This is a genomic window from Burkholderia sp. Se-20373 (assembly GCF_017104705.1).
Lineage (GTDB): Bacteria > Pseudomonadota > Gammaproteobacteria > Burkholderiales > Burkholderiaceae > Burkholderia.
The window spans coordinates 56,005-79,219 of record NZ_JAAGPH010000009.1 but is presented as its reverse complement, the minus strand read 5'-3'; the positions used below and the strand labels follow the sequence as shown (position 1 = coordinate 79,219).

General features: G+C 66.9%; 27 protein-coding genes and 1 riboswitch. Of the genes, 14 read left to right on the top strand and 13 right to left on the bottom strand.

Features of this window, described 5'->3' with window-relative positions:
- Positions 1-42: 42 nt before the first annotated feature.
- Positions 43-543 (bottom strand): nuclear transport factor 2 family protein, encoded by a 501-nt coding sequence (locus G3N96_RS05620; protein ID WP_124577000.1) that lies wholly within the window; start codon positions 541-543, stop codon positions 43-45.
- 211 nt (positions 544-754) lie between these two features.
- On the opposite strand from G3N96_RS05620, the gene G3N96_RS05615 reads away from it, so the two are divergent.
- Together G3N96_RS05615 and G3N96_RS05610 are read left to right on the top strand one after the other, a co-directional pair.
- Entirely contained in the window at positions 755-1,267 is a 513-nt protein-coding gene (locus tag G3N96_RS05615; RefSeq protein ID WP_206136581.1) for a nuclear transport factor 2 family protein, read from the top strand.
- A 51-nt stretch (positions 1,268-1,318) separates the two neighbouring features.
- The gene (locus tag G3N96_RS05610; protein WP_206136580.1) at positions 1,319-2,035 is read left to right on the top strand and encodes an EthD domain-containing protein; all 717 of its coding nucleotides are present in this window, start codon (positions 1,319-1,321) and stop codon (positions 2,033-2,035) included.
- A gap of 100 nt (positions 2,036-2,135) precedes the next feature.
- On the opposite strand, the gene G3N96_RS05605 is transcribed toward G3N96_RS05610, so the two are convergent.
- Positions 2,136-2,549 carry a hypothetical protein gene (locus G3N96_RS05605; protein WP_346778878.1) on the bottom strand — a complete coding sequence of 138 codons (414 nt, stop codon included), beginning with the start codon at positions 2,547-2,549 and terminating at the stop codon, positions 2,136-2,138.
- A gap of 29 nt (positions 2,550-2,578) precedes the next feature.
- Between G3N96_RS05605 and G3N96_RS39110 the strand changes: the two genes are divergently transcribed.
- Entirely contained in the window at positions 2,579-2,725 is a 147-nt protein-coding gene (locus G3N96_RS39110; protein WP_241022496.1) for a hypothetical protein, read from the top strand.
- Between the two features lie 217 nt (positions 2,726-2,942).
- On the opposite strand, the gene G3N96_RS05595 is transcribed toward G3N96_RS39110, so the two are convergent.
- Both G3N96_RS05595 and G3N96_RS05590 read right to left on the bottom strand, forming a co-directional pair.
- Positions 2,943-3,851, bottom strand: a complete 909-nt coding sequence (locus G3N96_RS05595) for an alpha/beta fold hydrolase (protein WP_206136601.1) — start codon at positions 3,849-3,851, stop codon at positions 2,943-2,945.
- Between the two features lie 56 nt (positions 3,852-3,907).
- Complete coding sequence (locus tag G3N96_RS05590) at positions 3,908-4,528, bottom strand: TetR/AcrR family transcriptional regulator (RefSeq protein WP_206136578.1); 621 nt, start codon at positions 4,526-4,528, stop codon at positions 3,908-3,910.
- Positions 4,529-5,011: 483 nt separating this feature from the next.
- Here G3N96_RS05590 and G3N96_RS05585 point away from each other — a divergent pair, with 483 nt between their 5' ends.
- From G3N96_RS05585 to G3N96_RS05570, 4 genes are all read left to right on the top strand, one after another.
- Positions 5,012-5,515, top strand: coding sequence for a YbaK/prolyl-tRNA synthetase associated domain-containing protein (locus G3N96_RS05585; RefSeq protein ID WP_206136577.1), 504 nt, complete (start codon positions 5,012-5,014; stop codon positions 5,513-5,515).
- Between the two features lie 62 nt (positions 5,516-5,577).
- Positions 5,578-6,216: a helix-turn-helix transcriptional regulator gene (locus G3N96_RS05580; protein ID WP_206136576.1), complete on the top strand. Its 639-nt coding sequence runs from the start codon at positions 5,578-5,580 to the stop codon at positions 6,214-6,216.
- 61 nt (positions 6,217-6,277) lie between these two features.
- On the top strand, positions 6,278-7,252 hold the full coding sequence (locus G3N96_RS05575) for a threo-3-hydroxy-L-aspartate ammonia-lyase (protein WP_206136575.1): 975 nt from the start codon (positions 6,278-6,280) through the stop codon (positions 7,250-7,252).
- A 117-nt stretch (positions 7,253-7,369) separates the two neighbouring features.
- Positions 7,370-7,618, top strand: a complete 249-nt coding sequence (locus G3N96_RS05570; protein WP_206136574.1) for a hypothetical protein — start codon at positions 7,370-7,372, stop codon at positions 7,616-7,618.
- 34 nt (positions 7,619-7,652) lie between these two features.
- On the opposite strand, the gene G3N96_RS05565 is transcribed toward G3N96_RS05570, so the two are convergent.
- From G3N96_RS05565 to G3N96_RS05545, 5 genes are read right to left on the bottom strand one after another with little or no spacing between them, the layout of a single operon-like run.
- Positions 7,653-8,477: an SDR family NAD(P)-dependent oxidoreductase gene (locus tag G3N96_RS05565; protein ID WP_206136573.1), complete on the bottom strand. Its 825-nt coding sequence runs from the start codon at positions 8,475-8,477 to the stop codon at positions 7,653-7,655.
- Between the two features lie 5 nt (positions 8,478-8,482).
- Positions 8,483-9,358 (bottom strand): SDR family NAD(P)-dependent oxidoreductase, encoded by an 876-nt coding sequence (locus tag G3N96_RS05560; protein ID WP_241022495.1) that lies wholly within the window; start codon positions 9,356-9,358, stop codon positions 8,483-8,485.
- Between the two features lie 31 nt (positions 9,359-9,389).
- Positions 9,390-10,382 (bottom strand): NADP-dependent oxidoreductase, encoded by a 993-nt coding sequence (locus tag G3N96_RS05555; protein WP_206136571.1) that lies wholly within the window; start codon positions 10,380-10,382, stop codon positions 9,390-9,392.
- 49 nt (positions 10,383-10,431) lie between these two features.
- Positions 10,432-11,064 carry a Dabb family protein gene (locus G3N96_RS05550; RefSeq protein ID WP_206136570.1) on the bottom strand — a complete coding sequence of 211 codons (633 nt, stop codon included), beginning with the start codon at positions 11,062-11,064 and terminating at the stop codon, positions 10,432-10,434.
- Positions 11,054-11,398: a hypothetical protein gene (locus G3N96_RS05545; RefSeq protein WP_206136569.1), complete on the bottom strand. Its 345-nt coding sequence runs from the start codon at positions 11,396-11,398 to the stop codon at positions 11,054-11,056. The genes G3N96_RS05550 and G3N96_RS05545 overlap by 11 nt, the downstream gene beginning before the upstream one ends.
- A 175-nt stretch (positions 11,399-11,573) precedes the next feature.
- Between G3N96_RS05545 and G3N96_RS05540 the strand changes: the two genes are divergently transcribed.
- From G3N96_RS05540 to G3N96_RS05515, 6 genes are all read left to right on the top strand, one after another.
- On the top strand, positions 11,574-12,632 hold the full coding sequence (locus G3N96_RS05540) for an AraC family transcriptional regulator (protein WP_206136568.1): 1,059 nt from the start codon (positions 11,574-11,576) through the stop codon (positions 12,630-12,632).
- 89 nt (positions 12,633-12,721) lie between these two features.
- Positions 12,722-12,915: riboswitch (cobalamin riboswitch) on the top strand.
- Between the two features lie 349 nt (positions 12,916-13,264).
- Positions 13,265-15,193, top strand: coding sequence for a TonB-dependent receptor (locus G3N96_RS05535; protein ID WP_206136567.1), 1,929 nt, complete (start codon positions 13,265-13,267; stop codon positions 15,191-15,193).
- Between the two features lie 238 nt (positions 15,194-15,431).
- Positions 15,432-16,001: a YdeI/OmpD-associated family protein gene (locus G3N96_RS05530; protein WP_206136566.1), complete on the top strand. Its 570-nt coding sequence runs from the start codon at positions 15,432-15,434 to the stop codon at positions 15,999-16,001.
- Between the two features lie 114 nt (positions 16,002-16,115).
- On the top strand, positions 16,116-16,961 hold the full coding sequence (locus G3N96_RS05525) for a GNAT family N-acetyltransferase (RefSeq protein ID WP_206136565.1): 846 nt from the start codon (positions 16,116-16,118) through the stop codon (positions 16,959-16,961).
- A 95-nt stretch (positions 16,962-17,056) separates the two neighbouring features.
- Positions 17,057-17,629: a TetR-like C-terminal domain-containing protein gene (locus G3N96_RS05520; RefSeq protein ID WP_206136564.1), complete on the top strand. Its 573-nt coding sequence runs from the start codon at positions 17,057-17,059 to the stop codon at positions 17,627-17,629.
- Between the two features lie 29 nt (positions 17,630-17,658).
- A complete protein-coding gene (locus G3N96_RS05515; protein ID WP_206136563.1) occupies positions 17,659-18,684 on the top strand; it encodes an alpha/beta hydrolase in 1,026 nt (341 codons plus the stop codon).
- Between the two features lie 31 nt (positions 18,685-18,715).
- Here G3N96_RS05515 and G3N96_RS05510 read toward each other — a convergent pair whose 3' ends face one another.
- On the bottom strand, positions 18,716-19,348 hold the full coding sequence (locus tag G3N96_RS05510) for a LysE family transporter (protein WP_124577035.1): 633 nt from the start codon (positions 19,346-19,348) through the stop codon (positions 18,716-18,718).
- A gap of 117 nt (positions 19,349-19,465) precedes the next feature.
- Between G3N96_RS05510 and G3N96_RS05505 the strand changes: the two genes are divergently transcribed.
- On the top strand, positions 19,466-19,927 hold the full coding sequence (locus G3N96_RS05505; RefSeq protein ID WP_206136562.1) for an Lrp/AsnC family transcriptional regulator: 462 nt from the start codon (positions 19,466-19,468) through the stop codon (positions 19,925-19,927).
- A gap of 122 nt (positions 19,928-20,049) precedes the next feature.
- Here G3N96_RS05505 and G3N96_RS05500 read toward each other — a convergent pair whose 3' ends face one another.
- The 3 genes from G3N96_RS05500 to G3N96_RS05490 form a co-directional block, all read right to left on the bottom strand.
- The gene (locus G3N96_RS05500) at positions 20,050-21,324 is read right to left on the bottom strand and encodes a collagen-like triple helix repeat-containing protein (protein ID WP_206136561.1); all 1,275 of its coding nucleotides are present in this window, start codon (positions 21,322-21,324) and stop codon (positions 20,050-20,052) included.
- Between the two features lie 325 nt (positions 21,325-21,649).
- Entirely contained in the window at positions 21,650-22,441 is a 792-nt protein-coding gene (locus tag G3N96_RS05495) for a DUF2182 domain-containing protein (protein WP_206136560.1), read from the bottom strand.
- Positions 22,438-23,082 (bottom strand): DUF1326 domain-containing protein, encoded by a 645-nt coding sequence (locus tag G3N96_RS05490; protein WP_124577388.1) that lies wholly within the window; start codon positions 23,080-23,082, stop codon positions 22,438-22,440. The genes G3N96_RS05495 and G3N96_RS05490 overlap by 4 nt, the downstream gene beginning before the upstream one ends.
- Between the last annotated feature and the right edge of the window lie 133 nt (positions 23,083-23,215).

Genomic DNA, 23,215 nt, shown 5'->3' with positions numbered 1-23,215 from the left:
TGTGGAATGTGCAGGGCGCCACGTGGATGGCGTTTGCTTGCGTCAGGCGGCCGGCGGCTGCGCGCCGGCGAACAGCACGCCCGGCGCGTCGCCTTCGTAGCGGGCCGACAGCGTCGACGTGACGACGCAGCGCGTGCCCGCGATCTTCCATTCGCCGTCGACCTTCCGGTATGCGTCGTCGTAGTACGCGCCGAGCTGCGTGAGCGTGCGCGCGTTCGTGTCGATCATCTGGTAGTGCAGGCCCCACGTGCCGCGTGCATGCGTCGCGTCGAGCACATCGATCTCGGGATTCACGCCGTGGTGCATCTCGACGATGTGCGGATGGCAGCCGAGTTGCGCGAAGACGTCGACGAGCGCGTCACGCGTATCGAACGTGCCGATCCGGCCGTAGTCGATCTGCACCGGGCCGGGCGCGAAGCAGTCCCGCATCCCTTCCGGATCCTTGCGGTCGCAGCAGGTGAAGTAGCGCGCCTTCAGCCGGCGGATGGCGTCGGCGTCCTCGAGCCGGCGCACGCGCGCTTCCAGCGATTCGATGAGGGTCATCCTGTCTCCTTGTTCGGTGCCGGCGCGGTTCGAACGCCGCGTCGATGCCACGTTACCGCCGCGCGATGGGCCGGCCATCACCCGTTCGGATGAAATCCGCGATTCGTTTCGGCCGTGCTGTTTGCGAGTGGCTACGGCGTTCGTCCGAACAGACGATGTGATGCAGGCGGCTTCGTTCCTACCATCGAACGACACCACCACGAGACCCGCGATGGACGACACCACCCGCACGCTCCACGAGTACGAGCAGATCCGACAGTTGAAGTACCGGTATTTCCGCGCGGTCGACACGCACGACTGGGCGCTGCTCGCCGATTGCCTGACCGACGACTGCGAGGCGCGGCTGTATGGCGGCCGCTATGCGTACGACGGCCGCGACGCATTCGTGTCGAGCCTGCGCGCGCTGATCGGCAAGCCGACCTTCCTGACGATGCACCACGGTCATCACCCCGAGCTCACGCTGGTGTCGGCCGATCACGCGTGCGGCGTGTGGTTTCTCGAGGATCACGCGATCAATCTTGAGGATGACTACCTGCTGCACGGCACCGCGTTCTACGACGACCAGTACGTGAAACGCGATGGCGTGTGGCGCATACACGCGACGCGCCATGAGCGGCTGTTCGAAACCGTCACGTCGCCGATCCCGCCGTCGTTCACGCTGACCGCGAACCGGTTCGCACCGGATGCGCATCGGACGGCCGGACCGACTGAAGCCGCTTCCTGAATCCCGGCGGCAATGCCGCCGATCCTGTCATTTCCCTCTGGAGCCGGAGCAATGGAGAAAGTCATTTACGTGTTGTGGCGCGATACGCAGGCCGCGCCCGATCAGTGGAGCCGCACGGTGCGCGCGCAGCTCGCCGACAAGCTGCTGTCGCTCGGTGCGCACGGCGTGCAGGTGAACGTCGCCGATGCGGATGTCGCGCCCGCCGCCGGCCTGAAGCAGACCAACACGCACCCGGGCATCGACGGGATCGTCGCGGTGTGGGTCGATAGCGCGAATGCGATGTTCCGTCAGCCGTTCGACGATGCGGTGTGCGCCGTGGTCCCGCACATGGCGGCGTATCTCGTCACCGAGTCGCAGCCGATTCCGAATACGCGCTTCCCGGCGCGGCCGGGTGAGCGGACGACGGGTTTTTCGCAGCTCGCATTTTTGAAGCGGCCGCCGCGGCTGACGCATGAAGCGTGGCTCGATGTGTGGCACGGGCATCACACGCGCGTCGCGATCGATACGCAGGACAATTTCCTGTATGTGCAGAACGTCGTCGTGCGCGCGCTCACGCATGCGGCGCCGCGGTACGACGCGATCGTCGAGGAATGCTTCCCCGCTGCCGCGATGACCGATCCGCATGCGTTCTTCGATGCGGTCGGCGATGACGAGAAGTTTCAGCGGAACGTGGCGGAGATGATGGACAGCTGCGGGCGCTTCATCGATTTCGACAAGATCGATGTGGTGCCGACGAGTCAGTATGTGGTGAAGGCTGTGCGGGGGTAAGGTCGGGCGATCGCGTGGTGCGGTCGCCTACGTCTGGATTGATTGCGGTTTTACGTTGCGGGCCGGTGGAGCGCCTGTGCGCGGCGCCGGCTTTTCTTATCTACCTGAACTCACTGAAATCCACGTCGACCTTGACGAACCTTCCTGTCAAAAGGAGTGCGTTTTCGATGTCCGCGACGATAAAGGCGTTATCGATAGACGCGGTGACAAACATGCCCCAGATATCGTCGTCGATTTCGTAGTTGCCGCGGGCATACGTCCAATAGCTGAAGTAACGCTCCTGGGACAAGGCGACCTCGGGTTCATCAAGGCCATCCGGATGCGGAACCTGGACCGAATGCAGCACGTCTTGCAGGATCGCGGCGACGTCTGGAAAATCCGCTGCGCGATGGTCGTCGAGTACCTCGACCAGAAGATCGCTGCCGTGAAATACCGGCCGAACGCGGAATCGAACTAGGGCAGCCAAAGTTTTTTCAGCTCTGTCGTTCGTTGTTCCGTCAGATTGGTCAGACACGACGCTACGATCGCCGCGCGCAATGTTCCATGCTGAAAGATGCGATCCTGAACCTGACAGTCAGCATCGCGGAACTTGATCCATTGTCGTTGTGCCGCCACCAACGCAGCTCGCGCATCGGCCCGCTGGGTATCGCCCCCCAAGAGATCAAGGGCCGCATGGTAAGCATCGTTTAGCTGCGCGTCCGCTCTAACGAAACCTTGGTGCGCACAAACAGCACTATCGGCACCCGATCCGTCATTGTGACAAACAGGCGCTTGCGAGTTTGCCATCGTCGTGAAGCTGGCGGCAGCGAGGCAAAGGATCATCGATAGCGTGCGTCTCTTCATTTGGGAGCCTCTGTTCCGTGACGGTTACCGAACGGAAATAACGTGCTTCTGTCTTTCTCCGGAACTAGCGCCGACTCGCTGGCGATCCGCGCACGAACGCCGAAACTGCCTCCACGACACCGTCCGCCAGTGGCAGATCCGGGTTCGAATAAGCAGCGAGGTTTGCTTGCCGATCCGCCGTGCGGACGGCCTTGAGAACGTGATTGGCGTCGGCGATCAGCGCCATTTCGGCCTGCGGATTGGCTCGCTGTAACAGTTCCGCGTCCTGCACGGCAACCTGGATATCCCGCGCGCCCTGCACGATCAGCACGGGCTTCATGTAATCGGCCAGCAGTGCTGCGGGGTCGATGGTCAATTCGCTCATCAGGAAGCGCTGGACTTGCGGCCTGAACACCGGCATGAGCGCCGGATCGACGCCGGTCGCGTCTACCCCATTTCCCGCTTCCAGGGAATCGAGGATCCGCATTGCATTTTCCAGGATCGGCGCATTCGCAGGGTTCGATTGCAGTTGCTGCCGCAATACGGGCCCGAGCGGACGCCCCGCCGCGGCAACCAGGATCAGGCCGGCAATGTCGGCCGATTGCCGCGCCGCCAGCAACGCCACCAAACCGCCCTCGCTGTGCCCCAACACCCAGACGCTGGAAGCACCTGTCCGTGCGCGGATGGCGGCTACCCACGAATGGACGTCCGTCGCGTAGTCGTCGATCACGACATCATTGGCATCCGGTATCGCCGACGCGCTGCCGTACATGCCGCGCTTGTCGATTCGTACCGACGCGATCCCTGCTTCGCACAATCCTTCCGCGAGCAACCGGTACGTCGACGCCTGAAGCCAGCCCGGCGCGTTGCCATTTCTGTCGGTCGCGCCCGAGCCCGGCACGATCAGCACCACCGGGGCGTCACCGGTGTCCGGGGACAAGAGCGTGCCTTTCAGCGGACCGGCAGGGCCCGGCGCTTCGATTTCCGTCTGCATGGTTTGCAAAAGCCCTCCCGGTAATGAGCGACCGACAAACGCTCCAACAGTGCAGCTCACGGCGCCTTGGCCAACGCCAGAATGGCCATCACCGCATCGTCCTCGATTCCCTTGATATCCGACGGGAATCGATTCCTTTGCGGGATCAGCACGATGAGCCCCTCGATCTGCGCCGTCACGAGCGCCGCTCGCCGGATGCGCACCGCTTGTGGCAGCGCAGGGTTCACGGCTTCAATGAGGCCGGCGATCACGCCGCGTTGAAATTCATACCCCTCCTCGAGCATTTTCCGCGCGAACTCTTGCGTCTGGGCCAGTGCCCAGAAGTTCACGAACAGGCATTGGGTCTTGGGCTGCTTTCCGTCTTCGAGCAACAGTCGGACCACTTTCTCCAGACGGCCCTCGGGTGTCAGCGACGTGTCCGCGCGCACGCCGTCGTACGTATTGGCGTACGCTTCCCGCGTCATGGTAAGGATGGCCTCGAAGACGTCCTCGCGCGTGGGAAAGTAGTGCTGCAGGTTCGACAGCGCCAATCCCGCCTTTGCCGCGACCTTTCGCATGGTCAGCCCGCCGTAGCCTTCGTCCACGAAGATCTCGATCGCACTGGCCATGATTTTGTTTACCGCGTGCTTGCCGCGTTCAGTCAAGACGCGTCCGTTATCGAGAGCCGCCCTCTTCAAGAAATCCTCCTGCAGCCCCGTGAGCGCATGCCCGGGGCGATGGTGCTGATGGCGCGTCGGCGCCGCTGATGCCCGGTCGCAGACCACACGCACCGTATCCGCTTCATGCACAGGGAGTGGTGATATAGGTTGGTCGACCGGATTTTGAAAAAAATCGATGCCTGACTCAGGGTTGTGTCGGTTCCACTTCAAAGACCGAAAGGCCGAACCGGACGGCGACATTCTACGCAGGATTGGAAATCCGGGGAGAGGCACCGATGTCGATTCGCGAACGTACAAACGACCGGTTCGATACCCGTCACAAAATGGGTCGAGCGACACATTCTCATCGATGCGCCCGAACGCCCTTGACTCCCCGCTCGCCCGTCCCTTTGCCACGCCTATGACAAAACGTCTATACTTGGACGATCCATCGACCGGCACGCCGAAGCAGACGAACCCGAGCGCGCCGCCGATTCCCCGGCCCAATTTGCCCGGAGCGACATGAGCGACTACCCCGTTTTCGACACGCTTTGCGATCTGCTGAACACGTCCGGCGCGCGGTTCCGTGTGCTGGAGCATCCGGCCGAAGGGAAATCCGACGCAATCGCCGCGCTGCGCGGCACGCGCCCCGAACAGGGCGCGAAGGCGATGCTCTGCACGTTCAAGGATGGCGGCGACACCACCGCGCTCGCGGTGATTCCCGGCCACCTGAAGATCGATTTCCGCAAGGTCGCCGATGCGGTCGGCCGCCGCAAGGCCACCCTCGCGTCGCCCGACCTCGCGGCCACCGTCACGCGCTGCGTGATGGGCGCCGTGCCGCCGTTCGTGTTCGACGCCAGCGTGACGCTCGTCGTCGATCCGGCCCTGGTCGAATGCAACACCGAAATCGCCTTCAACGCGGGGCGCCTCGACCGCTCCGTCGTGCTCGACGCAGCCGACTACGTGCGGATCGCGCAACCGCTGCTCGCCGACATCACGCGGCCCGAAGCCGCGGACGGCGAGTAATACGCCGGTTGCCGCGTCCTCGCAGCCGCCGCATCGACCCGAAACCTGACCGCGAAACCATCATGACCCCCACCCGGAAACCCGTGCCGTCCGAACAGGCGTCGCTGATCGAACAGGTGCAGCGCATCGCCGAAGGGCTCGGCGCGATGTTCGCGCCGTTCACCGAGGTCGTGGTTCACGACCTGCGCACGCCGAAGCACGCGATCCTCGCGATTCACAACAACCTGTCGGGGCGCGCCGTCGGCGATCCCGCGACCGAGCTCGGCCTCGCCCGCATCGCGGACGACGATTTCCCGCCCGTGCTCGCGAACTACCCGAACCGTTTCGCCGACGGCCGCACCGCGAAAAGCACGTCGATCGGCATCAAGGATTCGACCGGCCGCTATGTGGCCGCGCTGTGCCTGAATGCCGACATCACGCTGTTCCGCGGCTTCCAGGGCATGCTGAACCAGTTCTGCAGCACGGACGGCGACGCCGTCGCGGAAACGCTCGATCCGGCCGGCGCGGACGCGATCCGCCAACGCATCGACGCATTCGCGATGCGCCTCGCGACGACGCCGCGCGAACTGAAGACCGACCAGCGCCGCGAGCTGATGCAGACGCTGAAGGCCGACGGTTTCCTCGAAGTGCGGCGCGCGATGGAGATCGTGTCGCAGCATCTCGGCGTCTCGCGCGCGACCGTCTACAACGATGCGAAATGACGCTGGCGCGATACCCGCGCCGCTTTCCCGCTGACCGATTCCAACGACCACCGGACCACCCATGAACGCTCCGACTCTCCCCACCTACGACGACGTTGCCGCCGCCGCGGCCCGGCTCGAAGGCCATGCGCACCGCACGCCGGTGATGACGTCGCGGACGATCGACGAAGCGCTCGGCGCGCACGTGTTCTTCAAGTGCGAGAACCTGCAGCGCATGGGCGCATTCAAGTTCCGCGGCGCGTTCAACGCGCTGTCGCGCTTCGACGCGGCGCAACGCCGCAACGGCGTCGTCGCGTTCTCGTCCGGCAACCATGCGCAGGCGATCGCGCTGTCGGCGCGCATGCTCGGCATTCCCGCGACGATCGTGATGCCGCAGGATGCGCCGGCCGCGAAGATGGCCGCGACGCGCGGCTACGGCGGCAAGGTCGTGACCTACGACCGCTACACCGAGGATCGCGAGCAGATCGGGCGTGATCTCGCGGCGCGGCACGGCCTCACGCTGATCCCGCCCTACGACCACCCGGACGTGATCGCCGGCCAGGGCACGGCGGCCAAGGAACTGTTCGACGAAGTCGGCCCGCTCGATGCGGTATTCACGCCGCTCGGCGGCGGCGGCCTGCTGTCGGGCACCGCGCTCGCCACGCGCGCGCTGTCGCCGCATGCCACGCTTTACGGCGTCGAGCCGGAAGCCGGCAACGACGGCCAGCAATCGTTCCGCTCCGGCGCGATCGTGCATATCGACACCCCGCGCACGATCGCCGACGGGGCGCAGACGCAGCACCTCGGCAACCTGACGTTCCCGATCATCCGCCGCGACGTCGACGACATACTGACCGCGACGGACGCGGAACTGATCGACTGCATGCGCTTCTTCGCGATGCGTATGAAGATGGTGGTCGAGCCGACCGGCTGCCTGTCGTTCGCCGCGGTGCGACGGATGAAGGACGCGCTGCAGGGCAAGCGCGTGGGCATCGTGATCAGCGGCGGCAACGTCGATCTCGAGAACTTCTGCGCACTGGTGTCCGCGCCGGCATGAACGGCGCGGCGCGCATGAACATTCCGTCATCCGCGCCGCATCGTTCCTTCACGTCGCGTTAAGTTTCGCGCCCTAGACTGATGATGTTGTCCCGCAGTCAGTCGTGAAGGAGCCACCATGAAATCGCACGCGATCGTCGCCGCCGCCCTGGCGGCTGCTTCCCTTTCGGCGTTCGCTCAACCGGGCGTGACGTCATCCGGTTTCCCCGCCGTGTCGCCGCACGACGCCGTCGCGCAAGCGACGCACCGCTCGCCCGGCGCGTTGCCGCACGCCGGCTTCGTGCTCGCGAAGATCGATCAGAACAATACGCCGCCCGATCGCGGCGGCGACCCGAGCGGCCGTTCGCACTCCGGCATGCGCATGTGACGGCGCATGCCGGGCGCCGTGCCGCGCCCAGCCGTCAGAACGCAGGCAGCGACGGATCGCGTGAAGCGAGGATGTCGTCGGTACGCCGCTGCAGCGCGCCGTCGATCGTCTCCGGTTGCGGAATCAGCCAGTAGCGCCCGTCCCGGATGCCGTCGAACACCCGCGCGGCGAACGCGTCGGGCGTGAGCCCGTGCGCGTTCAGCATCGCGCGCATCGTGTCGACGAAGCCGCGCACCTCGGGCCGGTTGTGCACCGCGCCGAACGGATCGTTGAAGATGCCCGACTGCACGGGGCCCGGCGCAAGCAACGACACGCCGACCGGTGCGCCCAACATCTTCAGTTCTCCGTACAGCGATTCCGTCAGCGCGACCACCGCGAATTTCGTCGCCGAATAAGGCGACATCAGCGGGCTCGGCAGGAACCCGCCGACCGACGCGGTATTCACGACGCGCGCCGGCACGTTGCGTTCGAGCATCCGCGGCACGAAGCTGCGGATGCCGTTCAGCACGCCGTGCACGTTGATCGCGAAGCTGCGCTCGAAGCGTTCCGGCGTGATTTCCCAGCTGAAGCCGGTCGCCATCACGCCCGCGTTGTTGAACAGCAGGTCGACGCCGCCGAAGCGCTGCCATGCCGCTTCCGCCAGCGCGTCGACGGCTTCCGGCCGGCTGACGTCGGTCGGCACGCACAGGACGTCGGTGTCGAGCGTCGCGGCGAATGCGTCGAGCTTTGCCGGGTCGAGATCGGCCAGCACGACGCGCATGCCGAGCCCGGCGGCGTGGCGTGCGAGCCCGCTGCCGATGCCGCTGGCCGCGCCGGTGATCACGGCGGTGCCGCCGTCGAAGCGAATCGAGTTCGTCATGTCAATCAAAATCCTGTCGGGTCGATGTGGGGATGCGCGTACGCGGGAATCACCGGCGGCGGCAGCATCGTGCGGCCGTCGAGCGAGCGCACCGCGAGTTGCTGCGCGAGCGGGAAATGCAGGCTGTGCGTGACGAGGCCCGTGCGTTCGCGCGCCGGCAGGCGGCACAGCGCGAGCGCGGTTTCGGCGAGATACGCGACGTCCTCGGTCGGATAGCCTTCGGGGATGTAGCGCGCGGCGCCCGGCGTGCGGATCGCCGTGCTCGGCGCGACGAGATTCACCGCGATGCCGTCGGCTTCGAGTTCGGCCGCGAGCCCCTGCGTGAAGCGCGACAGCGCCGCCTTCGCCGCCGCATAAACCGTCGCGCCGCCCACGCGCGAGAAATCGTCGAACGGCCGCAGCGGCGGCAGCGCCGTCACCGAGCCGACGTTGACGATCCAGCCGGCGCCGCGGGCGCGCATCCGCGGGATCGCGGCCTGCGCCAGCGCGAACGGAATCCGCAGATAGTGTTCGATCGTCGTGTCGAACATCGTCATCGGCATCGCATCGACGCACGCGTAGTCGGCCACGCCCGCGTTGTTGACGAGGATGTCGAGGCCGCCGGCGGCTTGCGCCGCGCGCCCGACGAGCGCATCGCGCTCGGCCGCGTTCGACAGGTCGGCCGCCAGCGCGATGGCTCGGCCGCCGGCCTGCTCGATCAGCGTCACCGTTTCGGCGAGCGTGCCGGCGGCCGTCGCCGATTGCGTGAGGCTGCGCGCCGTCACGACGACGGTCGCGCCTTCGGACGCGAGGCGCTGCGCGATCGCACGGCCAATGCCGCGGCTGGCGCCCGTCACGAGCGCGCACTTGCCGGCCAGTACGCCGGTTCGGGTATCGATCATCGTTGTCTCCTGTGATGGGCGTGCGGGCCGCTTAGCGGGCGATATCCGCAACATGAAGCACCAGCTTCGTTTTAGCCTCGCCCGTTTGAACGAGATCGAGTGCGCGGGCCGCCTGTTCGAGCGGGAAACGGTCGAAGCGCGGCACGCGCAGCGCGCGCGTGTCCAGTTGCGCCGCGATCCGGCCGAGCGTGCCGCCGCTCGGCATCCGGCTGTAGGTCATCGCGGTGCGCAGGCCGCGTCGTGCGGCTTCGGCCGCCGTCGCGGCAAGCCGCTCCGCATCGCCGGCCGCGAGCGTCATGATGTTCACCAGCGTGCCGCCCGGCGCCAGCAGGTCGAGCGCATCGGGCAACGTGTCGCCGCCGACCGCGTCGAGCACGAGGTCGACGCCGCCGGGCGCCCAGGTGCGCAGCGCCGTGGCGATGTCCTGCGCGCGATAGTCGATGCTCGCCGCCGCGCCCAGCGATTCGACCGTTTCGCGGTTGCGCGCCGAACACGTTGCCGCGACGCGCGCGCCGGCCTGCACGGCAAGCTGGATCGCGAACGTGCCGACCGCGCCCGCGCCGCCGTGCACCAGCACGGTCTGGCCCGCCTTCAGCCCGCCGTCGTCGAACAGGCCGGCCCATGCCGCGAGCGCGGGCGTCGGCACTGTGGCGGCTTCCGCCAGGCTCACCGCGTCGGGCACGCGCACGACCGAGTCGTGACGCACCGCGACGTATTCCGCATACGCACCCCAGCGCCCCGCGCCGACGTCGGTCTGCGCGAACACGCGCATGCCGGGCGCGAAACCGTCGACGCCGTCGCCGACCGCTTCGACCACACCCGCCGCGTCGAAGCCGATCACGAACGGAAACGTGTATTGCATGAAGGCGCCGAGGTAGCCTTCGCGGCATTTCCAGTCGGCGGGATTGATGCCCGCGTAGGCCACGCGGATCAGCACGTCGCCGGGGCCCGGCGTCGGGGCCGGCACGTCGGCCATTCGCAAGGTGTCGGAATGACCGACGCGGTCGATCAACAGCGCTCGCATCTTCGTGTCTCCAGGGTTGGTTTGATGTCGGCTCGATGCGGGCCGCGCGTCACGCCGCCGTATCCACCAGCAGGCTCGACGCGAGCGGACAGAACGCATGCGAGATCGCATCGACCGTCCAGTCGGGGCTTTCGGCGTCGAACCGGCGGTCGACCCAGCCCCAGTGATACGGATGCATCAGGTATTCGCCGAGCAGATCGCCGACGTGCGCGAATTCCTGCTGCCACACGTGCGTCCATGCGCCGGGCGTCTCGATCCGGCTCAGCCGCCAGTTACGGATGCCGGGCATGAACGCGGGCATCCGCAGCAGTTCGCGTTCGAGCGCGGCGATCTGCGCAGGGCTGGCCTGCGGCCGCACGCGCAGCATCAGCGTGCGCCATACGCCGTCGCGCAGCGCCGGTTCGCACAGGCCGCCGCCGATCGCGCGGCATTCGGCACCGTCGATGCACACGATGCCCGGCAATTGAGCCAGGGCCGCGAAATCCGCCGTGCCGTCGGCCGCTGAATCGGCGCGCAGCACGTCGAGCGTGTAGTCGCCCGCGCCCCAGCTGCCGTCCAGATTGCGTGCCAATGCCACGCGTTTCGCGCCGGCCAGCGCGTGCGCGGCTTCGTGCAACGCACGCTCGATCGCGCCCGCATCGCAATCCGCGGACACGAATACCTGTGCCGTGTCATGCCGCATGATCGGCCTCCGTCAGCGCGGGCAGCGGCGCATCGGCGTCCGTCATCACATGGCGGCGGCGCATGTCGCACAGCGCGTCGACCGCCGTCCAGAATCCGACCACGTCGGCATCCGTCAATGCACGCATCCGGTAATAGGCCGGCGCGTCAGCCACGTGCCAGGTCAGCCATAGCGTGCTCGGCTGCCCCGGCACCGCGACGGGCGGCGATACCCAGCGGCCGGCCGCCGTCAGCCCACGCGCCGCGTGGCCCGGCAGGTAATGGTCGCGCAGCAGTGCAAGCACGTCGGGAATGCGCTCGGGCGCGAGCGTGATTTCGTCTACGATCTGGATCATTCGCGTGTCGGTCGCGGTCTCGTGGTCGTTCGTGACAGGGATGCGCGCCCGGCCTACGCCGTTCCGGCGAGGCCGAAGGCGGTCGGCGTGGATAGCATTCTTGCGTGTTGACGATTCGCAGCCCCCTACCGGCCCGCTCACCGCCCCCTGTCGCATCGATCAGATCGGGAAACTCATGAAACAGCGCGCCATCCCGGCCCGCGGCCGCGTCCTGCCGGGCCTCGGCGCGCGCCTGCTGAGCGAACTCACGCGCAGCGGCGCGCCGCCGGCCGACCGCGATGCGCAGCCGCTGCCACCGGCCGCGACGCCGGGCGATTTCGTCGCGCTGTACCGCGACGCGATCGAACGCCTCGAGGCGCAGGTCGCGCGCGGCGACGGCCACCCGCCGATGCGCAAGCGCGAAGTCGACCTGATGTGCCGCTGCCTGCTGAGCTGCGCGACGCTGGCCGACGCGATCCGCTGTGCGCGCGAATTCGGCGAGATGCTGACGCCGCGCGCCGGCGCGTTGTCGCTCACCGTGCGTGACGGGCGCGCGACGTTCCGGATGGATTCGCTGCGCCGCACCCGCAGCCCGGCCGCGTGCCTCGTCGACCTGACGGGGTTGTTCTGCTATCTGCAGCTGTTCGGCTGGCTGATCGGGCAGCCGCTGCGGCCGACCGACGTGTGGCTCGGCCATCCGCGCCGCGACGACGCGATGCCGCTGCTCGGGTTGTTCAATGCGCCGGTCGAGGTGGGCCGCAAGAGTTACGGCTTCGCATTCGATGCGGTGCGGCTCGAATGCCGCGTGGTGCGGCAGCCGGCCGAGCTCGACGCGTTTCTCGTCGATTTTCCGTTTCGCCTGATCGATGCGGCGCCGGCCGTCGTGTCGTGGGCGCAGCAGGTGCGCGGTTTTCTCGACGCGGCGCTCGCGCACGAGCAGGCGTTGCCGGCACTCGCCGAGCTGGCCGTGTGGCTGGGCGTGAGCGAGGCGACGTTGCGGCGGCGGCTGGTCGCCGAAGGCAGCGGTTATCACGCGCTGCGGGAGCAATGCCTCTCCGACGCCGCGCGCCGCTGCCTGCGCGAGTCAGACTGGCCGGTCGCACGGATCGCCGCGCATCTCGGGTTCGGCGGCGAGGAAGCCTTTCGCCGCGCGTTCGTCAGGTGGACGGGTGTCGCACCGAGCCGGTACCGGCGCGATTGCATCGCAGCACACCACGCCCTTTCGTCAGACATGAAGCGCGCCATCGACGCATGAAAGACAGGATTTCGAAAGTTTTTGCGCGTCGATGACGTTTTTTCGCATCCGGGGGCTGCCCGACAATTGACGCGCCGGCGCGCACGCCATTACCCTTGCGCGCTGATGGTTCCCAGGGATGGGATCAAAAGGGAACGCAGGCGAGGCAGTGCCTCGAATCTGCGGCTGCCCCCGCAACTGTGAGCGGCGAATCCGTGCCACTGCATGCCACTGGGAAACCGGGAAGGCCGGCACGAATCAGGACCCGCGAGCCAGGAGACCTGCCATCGACCCGAGGTCCAAGCAGCCGCACCGGGCGGGGTGTCCCGATGCGCCCGGCACCGCCATTGGCGGTTGCCCGTTGCATGGACGGCCCGACCTCAGGATCCGCCCGATGTCCACTGTTACCGCATCCGCTTCCTCACCGGAAGCGTCGCGCCGGCACCCCGCCGGCATGCACGGCCCGCCTGCGCGCGCCCGCCGTTCCCCGTCGAGCGCGTCCGCCGGCATGTGCCGCGCCGACGCCCGCGATAACGACCTGCTCGGCCCGGTCGCGCGATAGCGCGATAGCCCGATCACCGATAACAAAACCGGCGCTGCCCGCCTCACTCCCCCGATCGACGCATGCGCAGCCCGACCCCAACGACCGCCTCATGAAGATTCGACACCTCCTTGCCACGTCCGCCGCGACCGCGCTCCTCTCGCCGCTTGCCCACGCAGCCGGCGACACCACGGTTGCGCAACCGGCCCCGGCCGCCGAAGGCGCCGACCTGCCGACGATCAATGTGACCGACACACGCCGGCTGCCCGAGTCGTTCGACCAGCGCTATGCGACGACCCAGGTGCTCACGCGCACCGATCTCGACCGGCTGTCGCCGAGCGACCCGAGCATCACGCAGGCGCTCGCGACGCTGCCCGGCGTGACCGTCTCGCAGAACGGCGGCCCCGGTTCGTCCGCGTCGGTCAGCATCCGCGGCTCGTCGGCCAGCCAGGTCGCCGTGTTCATCGACGGCATCCGGATCGGCTCGCCGACCACCGGCATCGCGCCGTGGGCGGACCTGCCGACCGAAGCGTTCGAACGTGTCGAAGTGATCTCGGGGCCGGCCGCCGCGTCGTTCGGCGCCAATGCGATGGGCGGCGTCGTGCAGCTCTTCACGCGCCGCGCGGCCAACCAGCCGAACCAGACCACCGTGTCGTTCGGCGGCGGCTCGAACAAGACGTTCGACACGCAGCTGCGCACGTCGGGCACGGTGCCGTCGACCGGGCCGCTCGCCGCGCTCGGCGGGCTCACCTACTCGCTCGGCCTGCATTCGTACAACACGGCCGGCATCGACGCGACGCGGCCCTTCGCGTACGGGCACGAGGCGGGCCGCAACCCGTACCACGCTCAGGATCTCGATGCCCGCCTCGGCTATGCGCGCGACAACTGGTCAATCTCGACGTTCGCGCTATATCACCGGTCCGATCTGTCCTACGACAACCGCGGCTATGCGAATCGCCAGCTCGATCATCAGCTGACGACCGGTATCGCGTTCCACCTCGATATCACACCGGACACGCAGTTCGACCACTCGTTCGGTTATGCGAACGATCGCGGGTTCATCTATGCGAGCGATCCGGCCATCCCGACCGACCAGATCAATTCGCAGCGCATCAGCACGTCGACGTCGTTGACGCACCAGGAGCGCGGATTCCATCTGTTCGGGCTGCCGCTGTCGGGCGAAACCAAGCTTGCGTACGACTTCACGCGCGAGCAGGCATTCCTGCCGGTCGACATTCCGAACGGCGTGCCGACGCGCAACGATTCCGCGTTCTCGCTGCATCAATCGGCGACGCTCGGCAGCGTGACGATGTTCCTCGCGGGGCGTCATGAAATCATCGCCGGGCAGTCGGTGAATACGGGTAACGCAGCGCTGTCGTGGGCGATCACGCCGGTGTACACGGCGCGCGTGTCGTACGGCAATGCGTTCAAGCTGCCGTCGTTCAACGACCTGTACTACCCCGGCTACGGCAATCCGAACCTCAGCCCGGAACGCAGCACGTCGGTCGAGGCCGCGGTCGATGCGAACACGTCGTACGGTACGTTCACGGCTGCGGTCTACGATACGCGCGTCAGCAACCTGATCGCGTACAACCCGGCGACGTTCTCGCCGATGAACATCGGCCGTGCGCATATTCGCGGCATCGACCTGTCGTACAAGGGGACGATCGGCCGCTCGACGCCGGTGAGCCTCGCGGTCGGGATCCTGAATCCGCAGGACGAGACCAACGACTCGTGGCTGAACCGCCGGCCGCGCCAGACGGTCAGCCTCAACATCGATCACACGTGGGATGAACTGCACCTGCATGCGTTGAGCACGGGTGCGTCGCTGCTTTATGGCGGCACGACGTTCGACGATCCGGCCAACTCGACCTATCTGCCTTCGTATCTGACAGTGGGGCTGCGTGCGTCGTACCGGATCAATTCGCACCTGACGGTGTCGGCGACTATTTCGAACCTGTTCGATCGGCAGTACATGACCGCGTATGGGTACAACACGCTCGGGCGGACGGCATTCGGGAAGGTGAGTTACACGTTCTGACGGGGGATGGGGAGGCTTGGGCCGGTTCGCTGACAAGGCCTCCCATTTGAAACGGCGCATCCGATGCCTGCGCCACCGGATGCCTGAAACGGGTGATGCCGCCCCCAAACCGGGCGACCAACGGACGGCTGACGAGCCGTCGGCCTTGCGTCGCACTGCGCACGTTGCTGTCGGTATCAACACTGTTAGACTGCGGACGCCTTCCCCGCACATGTACTCCACCCTTCAGGATAGCGACATGACCGAATGCGCCCTGACATTGACCAGTCAGATCGAATGGGAAAACTGGTTAGGGCAGAACGGCAGCACGTCGGCCGGAACATGGCTGCGCCTGGCGAAAAAAGGGGCCGGGCAGCGAACCCTCACCTACGAACAGGCGTTGGAAAGCGCCCTGTGCTTTGGCTGGATCGATGGTCAAAAGCGGGCCGAAAGCGAGCAATACTGGTTGCAACGCTTCACCCCGCGCTCCGCAAGAAGCATCTGGTCCAAACTCAACACGGACCGGGCTGAAGCGCTGATCGCCGCAGGCAGAATGCGCCCGCCCGGCTTGTGCGAAATCGAGAAAGCGAGAAAGGACGGCCGCTGGCAGGCTGCTTATACGTCGGCAAGCAATTCGACCGTGCCGGACGACCTTCAGGCGGCATTGGACGCCAATCCGGAAGCCCGCACGTTTTTCGCGACACTGAACAGCCGTAACCGATATGCCATCCTGTTTCGGATACAGCATGCCAAGAAGCCGGAAACACGGGCGCGCAAAATCGGGGAATTCATCGACATGCTGAATCGCGGCGAAACCATCCATCCATAGATTTTCGCTGACGGGAATGGCGCCAAACAGGGCATATCGCCGTCATGGCTGCTTCGGCTCGGCAGCCGATAACGCAACGCGCAATCCTGAAGGTGCAGCGACTGGGGGTGAACCATGGACCAAGGCGGAGACTTCATCGTGCGCACCATGTCGGCCGACGAGGTCGCCATGGCGGTCGAATGGGCGGCGGCAGAAGGCTGGAACCCCGGCCTGCACGATCCTGCGTGTTTCAGCGCAGCGGACCCGGCCGGGTTCTTCGTCGACGTCTGGCGCGGCGAGCCGGTCGCGTGCCTTTCTGCGGTCGCCTATGACGAACGCTTCGGCTTCATCGGCCTCTACATCGTGAAACCCGGGTTCCGCGGCAAAGGCTTCGGCATCCGAACCTGGCAGCACGGCATGCGTTACCTCGGCGACCGCAACATCGGGCTCGATGGTGTCGTGGCCCAGCAGGCGAACTACAGGAAATCCGGATTCGCGCTCGCGTACCGCAACATCCGCTATGAGGGGCGCGTGGACGGCATCGGGTGCGCGCACGTGGTGGCAGCCGCCGACGTGCCGTTCGAGCAGTTGCTTGCCTACGATCGCCAGTGCTTTCCGTCGGCGCGCGAGCGTTTCGTCTCCACCTGGATCGCGCAGCCGGATGCCGTTGCGCTCGCGACGATCGACGCCGGCCGTGTCGCCGGTTACGGTGTCGTGCGACGTTGCAGGACGGGCTGCAAGATCGGCCCGCTTTTCGCCGACGACGCGGGCGTCGCCACCGGGCTGTTTCGCGCGCTGGCGGCACGCATGCCCGGCGAGATCATCGTGCTCGACGTGCCGGAAACGAACCCCGCGGCCGTCGCGCTGGCCGAGGGGCACGGCATGACGAGCGTGTTCGAAACCGCTCGGATGTACACGAAAGACCCACCGGCGATAGCGATCGATCGCGTGTTCGGGGTGACGTCGTTCGAGCTGGGGTGATCGTCACGAACATGGCGGTGGGCGAATTCGGGAAATTGACATCGCCATCAAAACTAATAAAATTAGGTTTTTGACTAATTCGAGTAGCCTCCACCATGGCACGCGCCGGCATCACCCTGGACAAACTCGTCGAAGCCGGCGCGCAACTCGCCGATGAAACCGGCTTCGAGCACCTGACCGGCACAGCGCTCGCGCGTCACTTCGACGTCAAACTGGCCAGCCTGTACTCCCACATCCCGAGCTTCGACGACCTCAAGAGCCGCATCGCACTCTTCGCGCTGAAGGAGCTCGCCGATCGCGCGACCGACGCCTTGGCCGGCCGCACCGCCAAGGACGCGCTCACCGCGCTCGCCAACGTCTATCGCGACTACGCCCGCGAGCACCCCGGCCGCTTCGCCGCCGCGCGCTACCCGGTCAACGCCGAACGCGCCGCCGAAAGCGCGGGTGGCCAGCTCGTCAGGATGACCTCGGCCGTGCTGCGCAGCTACGCCATTCCGGAGGCCGAACAGGCGCATGCGATCCGTCTGCTCGGCAGCTTCTTCATGGGCTACGTCACGCTCGAAAGCGCGGGCGGTTTCGCGCACAGCGCACCGGCTTCCGACGTGTCGTGGTCGCGCAGTCTCGATGCGCTGGACGTGATGCTGCGCCACTGGCCTGCTGCCGCATGACGCGCCCAACGTCCAACGGAACCGAATCGATGAAAGACAAACCCGACGGCGTCGCCCTGCCGAGCCGCGTCGTCCCCTTCCCGGCGTCGATCAGCGACGAAGCGCGCACCGCGTTGCAACGACTGGTCGGCAGCGACGGCGTGCCGCTGAACGCGCTGCACGTGATGCCGCCGCCGGACGATTTCGATGCATGGATGCGTGTGAAGGCAGCCGCCGACGCGCACTACGCGGCGGCCATCGAGCAGCTCGGCGGCTATCTGCGGTCGAGCGTGGAGACGATCCGGGCCGGCGCGGCGGACGTGCATGTCGCCACGCCCGAAGCAGCGGCGTCCGACGAATGCGCGTACATCGAGCTGCACGGCGGCGCGCTGGTACTCGGCGGTGGCGCCGCGTGCCGCGCCGGCGCGCAGATGCAGGCCGACCGGCTCGGCATTCGGTGCTACGGCGTCGACTATCGCCTGCCGCCCGAGCATCCGTATCCGGCCGCACTCGACGATTGCATCGCGACGTATGCGTACGTGCTGGAGCGCTATGCACCGGAAAACATCGTTATCGGCGGACGCTCGGCGGGCGGCAACCTCGCCGCCGCGATGGTGCTGCGCGCCCGCGACGAAGGCTTGCCGCTGCCGGCCGCGCTGATGCTGCTGTCGCCGGAAGTCGACCTGACCGAATCCGGCGACAGCTTCGAAACCAATCGCCTCGTCGACGTCGTGCTGCCCGCGTCGCTGATGCCGAACAACCTGCTCTACGCGAACGGCGCGGATCTCGCGCATCCGTATCTGTCGCCGCTGTTCGGCGATTTCTCCGCCGGTTTCCCGCCGACCTTCATCCAGACCGGCACGCGCGACCTGTTCCTGTCGAACGCGGTGCGCCTGCATCGCGCGTTGCGGCGCGCGCAGGTGCCGACCGAGCTTCACGTATTCGAAGGGATGCCGCATGGCGGGTTCATGGGCGCGCCCGAGGACAGGGAGCTGAGCGAGGAGATCGCGCGTTTCGTGCATGCGCATTTGCCGGCATCGGACGTTGAATTGAATCCGTCGAGCGTCGGCCGATGAACGGGCACCGCGATCCTCGCGACGCATCGGCCTAAATGACCCCGCGCACGCCCGCGACCACCTGAATCACGCCGAATACCGCGATCACCGCGGCCGACACGCGCGACAGCCCGTGCATGAACGCGAACGACATCTTCGTGCGCAGCGCGGCGGTCGTGCCGCTCAGGCATAGCCACCACGTCGCGGAACCGATGAACACACCGGCGACCATCAGCGCCACGGCCGGCCACATCGCCCCTTCCCGCGCGCCCGACAGCGGGCCGAGCGCCGCGAAAATCCCGACGAACGACAGGATCGTCATCGGGTTCGACAGCGTCAGGCCGAAGGTCGTCACAAAATCGCGCAGGACGGTCGTGCGCGGCAGGTCGCGCTGCGCGGTCGACGCGGCCGGCGCCTGGCGCGCGATGGTCCACGCCAGCCACACGAGAAACGCGCCGCCGCCGATCTTCAACCCGACGGTCAGCATCGGGAACGCCGTGACGATACCCGCGATGCCGAGCGCGCCCAGCAGGCCGTAGATCGCATCGGCACACGCGGCGCCGACGCCCGTCGCGAATCCCGCCTGAAAGCCGCGGCTCAGGCTGCGCTGGATGCACAGCATGCCGATCGGCCCGACCGGCACCGCGATCGACAGCCCCATCACGACTGACTTGATGAACAGCATCGCCTGCTCCTTGCGACATGTCACGTGTTGAACAGGCATCGTAGGGAAAGTCCCGTCATCGCTGAATGCGGTTTTTAAGGAAAAATGGCCATTCCGCCTTAAAAAAATACCGCCTCGATGGATGATCTGGACTGGAAGGTAGTGACCCTGTTGCAGGCCAACGGCCGCATCAGCTACACGGAGCTGGCGCGCCAGGTGCACCTGTCGGTGCCGGCGGTGACGGAGCGTGTGAAGCGCCTCGAAGCGGCCGGTATCGTCGAGGGCTACACGGCCCGGATCAATCCCGCCGCGGCCGGCTATCCGGTCAGCGCACTGATCGGCATCACGGTGCCGCAACCGGCAAAAGCAAAATTCCTGCGGTTGCTGGAGACCATTCCCGAAGTCGTCGAATGCCATCACGTGACGGGTGCGGACTCGTACATGATGCGGCTCGCCGCGGTCAGCATGACCCATCTCGAACAACTGATCGAGCGCATCAACCTGTACGGCGAAACGCGCACGTCGATCGTGATGTCGACGCCGCTGCCCGCACGCGGGTTGGCGCGGCCGCCGTCGCAGCGCGACGTCGTTCGCGATTGACACATCGGGAGGCCCCGTCCGATCCGCTTCCCGCAGGGGATCATCAAGCCATTCTGGTTGGCGGTAACCGGAGGCCGATCGTCGGTTGGCCGGTTACCGCCGTGACGATCTCAGCCGATCGGCTACTTGCCCAGGCCACCCAAGCCGCCCAGCAGGCCGCCCACCAGCCCCGTAACGGGTGCGAGCGGGTTGGAAAGACCACCCAACGGTGAGCCGCCGCCCGTGCCGCCCGATCCGGTCGTGGAACCGTTGTGGACGATCGCCGTATTACCGCCGACCACGCTCGTCACCAGGCCCGCGACCGGCACCGCGCCGTTCGCGCCGCCCGGGTTCACGAGGCCGCCCGCATTGGTCACGGTGTTGCCGACCGCGCGCACGAGGTCGCCGACGCCGCCGACCAGCGGCTGGGGCGACGTGGACGTCACCGTCCATCCCGCCGACGTGATCGCGCCGCCGATCTGTCCGAGCAGGCCCGCGACGGGCTGCCCGAGGCCGGTCGCCGTGCCGACCTGCTGCGTGACCTGGCCGACGGTCGTGACGAGCGGCGTGATGGCCGTGCTGATCGCCTGCGTCGTCTGCTGGACCGGGCCCGAGGACAGGGCCGCGCCGAGCATGGTGCCGCCCGTCTTGAGGCCGCCGGCGACGGTGTCGAGCAGGCCGCCGACCGGCGTCGTGAGCGGCGCCAGCGGCGACAGCGGGCCGGTGCCCAGCGCCTTCACCGTGTCGCTGAGGCCGGTGACCGGGTTGCTGGTCGAGCCGACGATGGAGCCCAGCCCGGCGACCGTCGTGCCGACCGGGTTCGCCATGAAGCCGATCTGACCGATGCCGTTGCTCACGGCGTTCGACGTGTCGCGGATGATCGTGCCCGCGCCCGCAACCGTGTTGCCGAGGCCGGTGGTCACGCCCTTGGTCGGTCCCGGCGGGCTCTCGCCGGAAATCGTGGCGCCGGCGTCCATGACGACCACACCGACGGAGCTGATGATGCCGTTCGTGCCGGGGGTGCCGCTGGTTCCGCTCGTGCCGCTCGTGCCGCTCGTGCCGCTCGTGCCGCTGGTTCCGCTGGTTCCACTCGTCCCGCTGGTTCCACTCGTGCCACTCGTGCCGCTGGTTCCACTCGTGCCGCTGGTTCCACTCGTGCCGCTGGTCCCACTCGTCCCGCTGGTTCCACTCGTGCCGCTGGTTCCACTCGTCCCACTGGTTCCACTCGTCCCGCTGGTTCCACTCGTCCCGCTGGTTCCACTCGTGCCACTGGTCCCGCCCGTGCCGCTCGTACTCGTTCCGATCGTGTTGCCACCCGGCTTCGGCGCCGTAACATCGCTGCCGCCGCAAGCAGCCAGTGCGCACGCCGCCGCAATGGCTGCGACCGCAACGTTCGCCTTGATGAAATGATTTTGCATGGAAGCCCCCGTTCGCTTTTCAGCTCGATCATCCCGACAAGCACCTATCGTGCCATTGCGATCGGCATCAACGACGACTTCACGCCCAGGCCGGACTGCCCTGTCCCAACGGCCGCCCGGGGCCGGACGCCTCGCTTCCGGGCGCGCCTTCATCATCGGGATCGAGCCTTGCGTTCCGGGTAACGCGTGCGTAACGCAGGCCCTGCGTTACGTAGCATCCCGCGGTGAAAGTGCCGGCATCGCTCGACACAGGACCGGCCGCGGCCGGCCGTCACCCGTACACGGCGATACCGCACGTCCGCAGCGGCTTGCCCATGACGGCCCGTCAAACGATCAACGTCGCGCCGGCCCACGCAATCAGCACGACGCCCAGCGCGCGCCCGACACGTTCTCCGCCGGGCAGGATCTTCTCCGCGAACACGAAGAGCGACAGCGCGGCGATCCACACGACGTTCATCACGCCGCCGACGAACAACAGCGCCATCAGCAACCAGCAGCAGCCCACGCACACCATGCCGTGCCGCGCGCCAAGCAGGAAACTGCCGGTGACGCCCGGACGCCAGTGCGCGACCAGGAACCCGGCCGGCGCCCGGCATTGCCGAAGGCACGCGCGTTTCAGCGACGAGAATTGATAGAGCCCGGCAAGCGCCAGCACGATCGCGGAAAGGACGGCGCTCTTCGACCACAGCATCATCGCGGAGATCAGCCCGGCCGGCTGCAGCATCGCCTGAAGCAGCGCCGCGCCGATCGAGAACGCGAGCCATGCGGCCAGGTAGCCGGCCAGCAGCGACAGCGACGTGAACGCCGAACCCGCCCCGTCCACGCCGCGCTGCCGCAGCACCCGCCGGTACAGCATCACGAGCGGCGCCGCACTGGGCGTCATCATCGCGATCATCATCACCCACCACATCACGATCACGGTGGCCAGTGACGGATCCATGCTGCCCATGGCGCCCTTCAGACGATGCGGAAAGAGCGCAACGGCGGTCATGTCCAGCGCCGACATGCCGGTTCCCGCGCCCGTCCAAAGATAGAACCAGCACAGGCCCACGAGCGCCGCGATGCCGAGCAGCGTGATGACGCGCTCGCGCCCGAGCCAGTGGTCGACGGGAGTCATGCCGCGACGCGATGCCTGACCACCCCATGGTTGTTCAGGTGCAGCCGCGCGAACTGCGCATAGCTGCCGTCGAGGGTCAGCGGAATGTGGCCTTGCGAGCGCGACGTGCCCGAGCCGATTTCGGCCAGCTCGTATTCGAAACCATGCGGCAGGTCGATCCGCGCGCGATGTTCGGCGCCCGACACCGGATTGAGGATGGGATTGCCCGCGAGGTCGAACACGCCGTCGACGTGAATCCGGCCACGCCGCGCATCGACATCGACGTCGAAATCGATCTTCGCGAAGATCGGATCGAACGCCTGCTCGAGCGTCGAAGCGTAGACCGAGAACATCGTCGCAAACGGATCGGTATCCTGACCAGTCATGATCTTCAGCACAGCCTCGCGCTGGGCCGGGCTGGCGCGCTCGTCGACGATCGGCTGGCACCGGCCCCGCCCCTCGTGGACGGCCCCCGGCCACTCGAACACGACCGCGATCCTGACGCCGTCGAGCACCACGTCGCCGTAGTGGCCGCTGTCGATCGAAATCGCCCCCATCGCCGCGCAATTCCCATGGGTCGGCAGCGCATTGAACTGGCACGGACAACCGTATGAGCAATTGCAATTCATCAATTCGGTGCCCTGAATCTCCCACGGCGTCATGGCTCCACCTCGCGCTCGGTTACACAGGAATGTTTCGAATCTAGTGCACGGCACAGGGGAAAGCAAAGCCGTCGTGGCGGCCCGAATCGACGCATGAAAACCGCCTGTCGAGCGCGCACGGAAGACGTTTCGA

Coding starts and splice junctions, on each gene's coding strand:
- G3N96_RS05505 (WP_206136562.1), top strand. CDS start 19,466: ATGGATGATCTGGACTGGAAGGTAGTGACCCTGTTGCAGGCCAACGGC.
- G3N96_RS05515 (WP_206136563.1), top strand. CDS start 17,659: ATGAAAGACAAACCCGACGGCGTCGCCCTGCCGAGCCGCGTCGTCCCC.
- G3N96_RS05490 (WP_124577388.1), bottom strand. CDS start 23,082: ATGACGCCGTGGGAGATTCAGGGCACCGAATTGATGAATTGCAATTGC.
- G3N96_RS05520 (WP_206136564.1), top strand. CDS start 17,057: ATGGCACGCGCCGGCATCACCCTGGACAAACTCGTCGAAGCCGGCGCG.
- G3N96_RS05620 (WP_124577000.1), bottom strand. CDS start 543: ATGACCCTCATCGAATCGCTGGAAGCGCGCGTGCGCCGGCTCGAGGAC.
- G3N96_RS05610 (WP_206136580.1), top strand. CDS start 1,319: ATGGAGAAAGTCATTTACGTGTTGTGGCGCGATACGCAGGCCGCGCCC.
- G3N96_RS05565 (WP_206136573.1), bottom strand. CDS start 8,477: ATGACGAACTCGATTCGCTTCGACGGCGGCACCGCCGTGATCACCGGC.
- G3N96_RS05555 (WP_206136571.1), bottom strand. CDS start 10,382: ATGCGAGCGCTGTTGATCGACCGCGTCGGTCATTCCGACACCTTGCGA.
- G3N96_RS05580 (WP_206136576.1), top strand. CDS start 5,578: ATGACCCCCACCCGGAAACCCGTGCCGTCCGAACAGGCGTCGCTGATC.
- G3N96_RS05585 (WP_206136577.1), top strand. CDS start 5,012: ATGAGCGACTACCCCGTTTTCGACACGCTTTGCGATCTGCTGAACACG.
- G3N96_RS05545 (WP_206136569.1), bottom strand. CDS start 11,398: ATGATCCAGATCGTAGACGAAATCACGCTCGCGCCCGAGCGCATTCCC.
- G3N96_RS05495 (WP_206136560.1), bottom strand. CDS start 22,441: ATGACTCCCGTCGACCACTGGCTCGGGCGCGAGCGCGTCATCACGCTG.
- G3N96_RS05510 (WP_124577035.1), bottom strand. CDS start 19,348: ATGCTGTTCATCAAGTCAGTCGTGATGGGGCTGTCGATCGCGGTGCCG.
- G3N96_RS05550 (WP_206136570.1), bottom strand. CDS start 11,064: ATGCGGCATGACACGGCACAGGTATTCGTGTCCGCGGATTGCGATGCG.
- G3N96_RS05575 (WP_206136575.1), top strand. CDS start 6,278: ATGAACGCTCCGACTCTCCCCACCTACGACGACGTTGCCGCCGCCGCG.
- G3N96_RS05525 (WP_206136565.1), top strand. CDS start 16,116: ATGGACCAAGGCGGAGACTTCATCGTGCGCACCATGTCGGCCGACGAG.
- G3N96_RS05540 (WP_206136568.1), top strand. CDS start 11,574: ATGAAACAGCGCGCCATCCCGGCCCGCGGCCGCGTCCTGCCGGGCCTC.
- G3N96_RS05530 (WP_206136566.1), top strand. CDS start 15,432: ATGACCGAATGCGCCCTGACATTGACCAGTCAGATCGAATGGGAAAAC.
- G3N96_RS05570 (WP_206136574.1), top strand. CDS start 7,370: ATGAAATCGCACGCGATCGTCGCCGCCGCCCTGGCGGCTGCTTCCCTT.
- G3N96_RS05595 (WP_206136601.1), bottom strand. CDS start 3,851: ATGCAGACGGAAATCGAAGCGCCGGGCCCTGCCGGTCCGCTGAAAGGC.
- G3N96_RS39110 (WP_241022496.1), top strand. CDS start 2,579: ATGCTGAAAGATGCGATCCTGAACCTGACAGTCAGCATCGCGGAACTT.
- G3N96_RS05615 (WP_206136581.1), top strand. CDS start 755: ATGGACGACACCACCCGCACGCTCCACGAGTACGAGCAGATCCGACAG.
- G3N96_RS05500 (WP_206136561.1), bottom strand. CDS start 21,324: ATGCAAAATCATTTCATCAAGGCGAACGTTGCGGTCGCAGCCATTGCG.
- G3N96_RS05535 (WP_206136567.1), top strand. CDS start 13,265: ATGAAGATTCGACACCTCCTTGCCACGTCCGCCGCGACCGCGCTCCTC.
- G3N96_RS05560 (WP_241022495.1), bottom strand. CDS start 9,358: ATGATCGATACCCGAACCGGCGTACTGGCCGGCAAGTGCGCGCTCGTG.